Origin of the sequence: Okeania sp. SIO2B9, from assembly GCF_010672505.1 — a bacterium.
Lineage (GTDB): Bacteria > Cyanobacteriota > Cyanobacteriia > Cyanobacteriales > Microcoleaceae > Okeania > Okeania hirsuta.
Map to the genome: position 1 here is coordinate 1 of NZ_JAAHGK010000326.1, position 6,346 is coordinate 6,346.

The window sequence follows — 6,346 nt, forward strand, 5'->3', positions numbered from 1 at the left end:
CAAGACAAGTCTCGCCTGTTCCAGCGTGCCGCACATTGATCTGGCGCAAATCGCTAAGATGTTGCGAATAAGCGCCTTTTAGGTGAATCACCGTTACTTGACTTTCTGTTAACGTTTTCAATACCCCTATAACTAGATCTGCTGTACCAACATCTAGAGATGAGGTCGGTTCGTCCAATAATAGAATTTTAGGTTGAATTACAGCAGCACGAGCGATCGCTACTAACTGTTTTTGCCCCACTGAAAGTTGTAATTCTGACCTGGATAACCAGTCGGGAGGAATATGCAACTGCTGTATCCAATATTCACATCTTTGCTGAATTTCAGGTGGCCTTATTCCTCTGAGTTTTAAAGGATAAGCGATCGCTTCTGCTACAGACATTCCTAAAAGTTTTGATTCCTGTAAAACCATTGTCACTTGTTGTCGTAATTGAGTAACAGGAATCTTGCTATACTCCTGGTTATCCAAATATATAGAACCAGAAGTAGGGGAATTTAATCGATTTAATAATCGCAATAGAGATGTTTTCCCTGCTCCAGAAGTACCTACTATAGCAACTCTAGCACCTTTTTCTACAGCAAAAGAAATATCTTTCAGTAAATACTTAGAGCTAACTGGAGCGGTCAAACTTACTCGGTCTAAATATAGTTGACGCTGCTGCTGTCCCATTTTTTATCTTTTTCTTCATAAGTTTAATACCTCACACTGATGGGGTGATGGGGTGATGGGGTGATAAAGATACCTAGAAACAAAAATTCGGTTCTTCCTTCTTCCTTCTTCCCTCTTGCTTCTTCTATGTAGAATACTTCCCCATACACTTTTTTAGTCCTTCGGTTCTTCCTTCTTCCTTCTTCCCTCTTGCTTCTTCTATATAGAATACTTCCCCATACACTTTTTTAGTCCTTTAGTCCTTCGGTTCTTCCTTCTTCCTTCTTCCTTCTTCCTTCTTCAAGAAGAAATAGCGATCGCGTTGGAAATAGTCCAGGCATCTACTAATAGTAACAATATCGTACAACCGAATAAAATCAAATACATCCAAGGCTGCGATAAAGGACGTACATCAGTTGTATCTATACCTGTCTTGGCCTCAACTATTCTCACCAACTTGGCAAAACCCACTATTCGCATGGGCAACAAATAACCTTTTTCAGAATTACTTACAAAGTAATATACTAAACCTCCCTGACCTGTAGTCCGAGGTTTGAGAGCTTTTATTTCTGCCCAAGGCAAATACCAACCTTTGCGAAACAGGTCTGGCACCCAGACTGGATAGGATACCTGAATTCCCTGGTCATCAATAATTACTCGTTCTGTTAAAGCTGCGTATAATGCTACTGCTCCTAGTGCTAGTCCCGCTCCTAAAATCATAGGAGGTACTGGCGCATTTGTGACTTGAGATAGAAAAGGTAGAGGTATAGTCAATGCCACATACAAACTTAAAAGGGTTATTTTAATCAGAGGAGAAATTCTAAATACAAAAATTTCTGAGTCTTGATTTTGAGACATTTTTTCTTAACTAAATATTTTTAATTTAAGAGACTTATTATTTGTTCATTAAAAACTTTAGAGGAAACAGGTATAAACCCATTTCCTCTCTAACATCCCTTTGAATACAAAAACACAAAATAACTGCATTAGTTGGGAGTATTAATTATCTAGGACATCAACTTTTTTCTGATGGAATAATTGTGACTCAGTTGATATATCCTCGACACTTCTAAATTAAATTAATCCACTGCACTTAAAACTGCTGCTGGTTTTGCAGGGGTTTTCCGTCTTTGAGGTAAACTAACTAATTTTGATATACCCTGTTCAGTTTTAGAAATAGAGGAATAAGGGCCTTGATTTATTTGTAGGCGATCACATGGTATTGTATCAGATAATATAGAACTTGCCATCATGCCTGTATGAATTTCCATAGAAGCGCCCATAACAGATTCAAAAACTAAACGCTGCCCTGGAAATACAACCCTCTCAAAATACCAATTTGGTATATTACTAATTCTCGCAATTTGGATTTGACTTGTTGCATTAACGTAGCAGCAAAGAATTTGATTTGAACTGTTAGATGGTAAGGGATCAAGAATTTGTGTCATAGTCTATTGAAAAGTTTTTACTTTAAACAAGTTTTAGTTATATCTACAAGTTAACATCAACCGATCCCAATCAGTTGTAATCTTGAATACTGACTAACAATATTAGCATCACATGGCCCATATAAATCTGAATAAAATCTTAAGATTATTCCAAATTTTCAGCTTTTTGTTTAATTAAAGCTTCTTATACTTAGGAATGAATGTAGCTCTATATAGTCGGGTATCGGTTTTAGGGAAATTAGGTGATGATTTGCACCCTTGAATTTTTGTATCAAAACTTACATTCTTAGAAATTTCATACTTAAAATCAGCAACACCTATATTTTACGATTATTAAGATTGTGTATCAAAATTTTAAGAAAATAAATACTAAAATTAAATAAGTCCACCATATTTGTTATCTTTCTTCAAAAAAATACTTACAAAAAGTTATATATGTGATAAGAAACATTGATTATGGAAAATAAAGTTCTTTATGTTCGTCTTCCTTGTAATCCGATTTTTCCCATCGGAGTTGTTTATCTATCAGATCATGTCCACAAGTACTTACCAGAAGTAGAACAACGAATATTTGACCTTGGGGCAGTACCTCCTCTGGACTATAAAACAGCTCTCAATGATTGTATTGATGAGTTTAAACCAAATCTATTAGTGTTTTCCTGGCGAGATATTCAGATATATGCACCTGTAGGAGGTCGTGGAGGAAACCCTCTGCAAAATGCTTTCGAGTTTTACTATGCGAAAAACCCTCTGATTAAATTTAGAGGTGCAATAGGAGGTTTGCGGTTAGCTGTTTCCTATTATACAGAACTCTGGCGCAATGTAGGACTAATAAAACAAGGTCTCAAAAGGGCGAGAAATTATCGACCTGAAACTCGTGCAGTGGTTGGTGGTGGAGCAGTAAGTGTATTTTATGAACAATTAGGTCGTAGTCTACCCACTGGTACTATTGTATCTGTAGGAGAAGGAGAGGTATTGTTAGAAAGACTTCTTCGAGCAGAAGATTTTAACGATCAACGATGCTATGTGGTAGGAGAAACATCACCACGCGATCGCTTGATTCACGAAAAACCTGCTCCTGTGGAAAAAACTGCCTGTAACTACGACTATATTAATAGTATTTGGCCAGAATTTGTATACTACTTACAAGACCAAGATTTCTATATAGGGGTACAAACTAAACGTGGTTGTCCTCATAACTGTTGTTACTGTGTTTATACAGTTATTGAGGGTAAACAAGTCCGGATCAACCCTGCGGATGAAGTTGTTGCAGAAATGAAGCAACTATACGATCGCGGTATTCGTAACTTCTGGTTTACTGATGCTCAGTTTATTCCTGCTCGTAGGTTTATGGATGATGCGGTTGAATTATTGCAAAAAATCCTTGATGCAGGTATGGATGATATTCACTGGGCGGCATATATTCGTGCTGATAACCTCACTCCCGAGTTGTGCGACCTCATGGCAAAGACTGGGATGAATTATTTTGAAATTGGCATTACCAGTGGTTCCCAGGAACTGGTTCGCAAAATGCGAATGGGTTATAACTTGCGGGTAGTATTGGAAAATTGTCGAGATTTAAAAGCTGCTGGTTTTAATGATTTAGTTTCGGTGAATTACTCATTTAATGTAATAGATGAAACTTATGAAACGATTCGACAAACTATTGCTTATCACCGAGAATTAGAGAAAATTTTTGGAGCAGAAAAAGTAGAACCTGCTATCTTTTTTATTGGGTTACAACCTCATACTCATTTAGAAGATTATGCCCTGAAAAATGAAGTTCTCAAACCAGGATATGATCCTATGAGTTTAATGCCTTGGACTGCCAGAAAGTTATTATGGAATCCAGAACCTTTAGGTGCATTTTTTGGAGAAGTTTGTTTAGAAGCTTGGCAAAGAAATTCTAATGATTTTGGTCGTGAAGTAATGAATATTTTAGAAGAAAAATTAGGTCGTGCTGAACTGGAAGAAGCTTTAAGTGCGCCTATAGTATCTTCAGAGAAAAAACAGTTAGTCAAAGCAGGTTAATGTTAATCATGGTGCGTTATTAGCGCACCTTTTCGTATTAATAAATTTCATCTAAACCTGTAATCATAATTTCACTAAGAATGTAATATTCATTAGTAAGCATTTAGCTATTAGCGGTCAGCTCTTCCTGCGGAATGCGCTCGCATTCAGCTTTTTAATGAATGAAGCAAGCATTTGCTTAACTTCTACAACATTTTTAAACAAAGAATTGAAGCACAAGAACAGCAAGCTTAAATTCTCCACTAAAGGTAATAAAGCTGATAGCTGATAGCTGACCGCTGTTTGCGCAGCATTCCGTAGGAAATGCTTACCTAGTTTTAATAAAAATTTGATTAAAGAAATATGTTCCTTCAGAATTTTGAGCAATACCAATACCACTTAAATTATAGTCACCTACCATATTTTTATGATGACCAGGACTATCTATCCAACCTTCAACAGCTTGTTCTCCAGGATTATTATAACCAAAATTATTAGCTAGATTTTCTGCTGCACTTTGGAGTTGAACTTGTTGACTAATTACTTGTACTCTTTCCTTAAAACCATCATGGCTAAAAGTTGTTTTTCCATTAGCCATTTGTTGAGCATGAATTCTAGATTGTTGAGCAATAGTATTATCCCACTGGAGAGGTGGTAAGTTTTTAGATTTTCTGTATTGATTTATTTGAGCAAATACAGTTTTTTCTAACCCATTAACATCAGGTGAAATTGCTACTCTTGGTCTGGAGATAGGAGTTTGTCTAGAATTTTGAATTTCTGGCATTTCTGGCAAATTTTTAATAACTTGTTGATAATTACAACTACTCAACAATATTGCCAGACTCCAGAAAGTTTGTTTTAAATATTTATGATTCATTCGTTAATCTACTCTCTGCTATGTGCAACTTCTTTAAACTCCACTTTCTTTTATTAATTCTACGGCTACATTTGCCACATTAATAACTTGTTCTAAAGTGGGATTTTACGAGGCCAAAATAAATCGGCAAATCCTGTTTTTCCCTTGCGACTACCATCAGGAACTACCTCTTCACATTTAGCACCTACTTCTTTTAAACCTTCATATCTGAATGCTTGAAAAAATATATTTAGAAATAACCAACCATCACTTCTTTTTGTACCACTAATATATTCTCGACAATAGTTAAGAAAAGCGTGGATACTTTCTGGTGTAGCTGGCATAATAATATCGTTTATGAAAAATTATATTGTATTAACAATAAATATAATACCATTTATCAACAACTTTTCTACATTTTATGAGCAGGGACATTTCATGGAACATCCCTACTTTAGAGGTATGGAATCTCCGTACACAGAAGTAAATATCAGATAATTAGTACGCCCTCTGATTAATGATGATGAAAAAGGTAAAATTTGGCGATCACTACAAAATATTTATTATAGAAATCCAAAATGGTACAATTTGAACGGCTAAGTTTTTAATCATTTTAAACCCCTAGAAAAAATGCCCAGGAAAATTACTCAAATCAGAGAAAATATTTCTAACTATAATCTGGTTTATCGGAAAAAGAAAAAATTTAATTTACCATCTCAGCAAAATATCAAGATATTTAATCGCCCAGACCAACTAGAAATAATTTTGTTAAATCAACTCCAAACTAAGAATAATCAAAAGTATCAATATTTGTTGATTTTGTTAGAAAAAGGAAATCCTAAATATACGGTTTATGCTGAAAAAAATCAAGCAAAACAATCCGTAATTTATGGTTATGACGAAATAAGAGATAAGCCTAGAAATAGTCAGACAAGAAAAAGTATTTCTGAATCAGAATTTGCTGAAATTGCCGAAGGATTTATTAATCAATATCTTCAAGAAAAAACAATCAGAAAAGTCAAGGTACTTGAAGCAGAAAAACATAGAAAATATCAGGAATAAAGATTCCGAATTGAATCAGAAATACGGAGAAAAATTGAGAAAAAAAACCGCATAGTTGAAGCGGAAAGAATTAAAACTATAGAGATAGCACTAGAAAAGTCTGGCAGGGATAAAAGTCAGCTTCCAGAATTTATGAAACTTCAAAATATGATTAGTAAATACTTAAAAGTCAGCTTAGATAAAGTAACTTTAGATAGTTATATTATCAATGATTTGGGATTAACAACTGAGACTAACTTTTCTAATACTCCTCTAGTCAAAGCACTGAAAAAAGAATTTCCATTGGAGATGCAAGATAATATGCTTTCTACCACAGTTGGA

General features: G+C 35.0%; 9 protein-coding genes. 3 read left to right on the plus strand and 6 right to left on the minus strand.

Annotation, left to right across the window (positions count from 1 at the left end; translation table 11 throughout):
- From F6K13_RS13380 to F6K13_RS13395, 4 genes are all read right to left on the minus strand, one after another.
- A partial coding sequence (locus tag F6K13_RS13380; protein ID WP_287287606.1) for an ATP-binding cassette domain-containing protein occupies window positions 1-670 on the minus strand: 670 nt, incomplete at its 3' end.
- A 23-nt stretch (window positions 671-693) separates the two neighbouring features.
- Window positions 694-819, minus strand: a complete 126-nt coding sequence (locus tag F6K13_RS13385) for a hypothetical protein (RefSeq protein ID WP_275670436.1) — start codon at window positions 817-819, stop codon at window positions 694-696.
- A gap of 130 nt (window positions 820-949) precedes the next feature.
- Entirely contained in the window at window positions 950-1,507 is a 558-nt protein-coding gene (locus F6K13_RS13390) for a hypothetical protein (protein WP_124146780.1), read from the minus strand.
- Window positions 1,508-1,728: 221 nt separating this feature from the next.
- A complete protein-coding gene (locus F6K13_RS13395) occupies window positions 1,729-2,097 on the minus strand; it encodes a DUF1830 domain-containing protein (protein WP_124146779.1) in 369 nt (122 codons plus the stop codon).
- A 456-nt stretch (window positions 2,098-2,553) separates the two neighbouring features.
- On the opposite strand from F6K13_RS13395, the gene F6K13_RS13400 reads away from it, so the two are divergent.
- Complete coding sequence (locus F6K13_RS13400) at window positions 2,554-4,128, plus strand: photosystem II high light acclimation radical SAM protein (protein WP_124146778.1); 1,575 nt, start codon at window positions 2,554-2,556, stop codon at window positions 4,126-4,128.
- Between the two features lie 307 nt (window positions 4,129-4,435).
- Here the strand turns inward: F6K13_RS13400 and F6K13_RS13405 are convergent, their stop codons facing one another.
- On the minus strand, window positions 4,436-4,984 hold the full coding sequence (locus F6K13_RS13405) for a CAP domain-containing protein (protein WP_287242677.1): 549 nt from the start codon (window positions 4,982-4,984) through the stop codon (window positions 4,436-4,438).
- A 92-nt stretch (window positions 4,985-5,076) separates the two neighbouring features.
- Window positions 5,077-5,307: a hypothetical protein gene (locus F6K13_RS13410; protein ID WP_124146777.1), complete on the minus strand. Its 231-nt coding sequence runs from the start codon at window positions 5,305-5,307 to the stop codon at window positions 5,077-5,079.
- A 286-nt stretch (window positions 5,308-5,593) separates the two neighbouring features.
- Between F6K13_RS13410 and F6K13_RS13415 the strand changes: the two genes are divergently transcribed.
- Together F6K13_RS13415 and F6K13_RS13420 are read left to right on the plus strand one after the other, a co-directional pair.
- Entirely contained in the window at window positions 5,594-6,025 is a 432-nt protein-coding gene (locus tag F6K13_RS13415) for a hypothetical protein (RefSeq protein WP_124146776.1), read from the plus strand.
- 132 nt (window positions 6,026-6,157) lie between these two features.
- Window positions 6,158-6,346: hypothetical protein (locus tag F6K13_RS13420; RefSeq protein WP_287287608.1), on the plus strand; the 189-nt coding region annotated here is incomplete at its 3' end.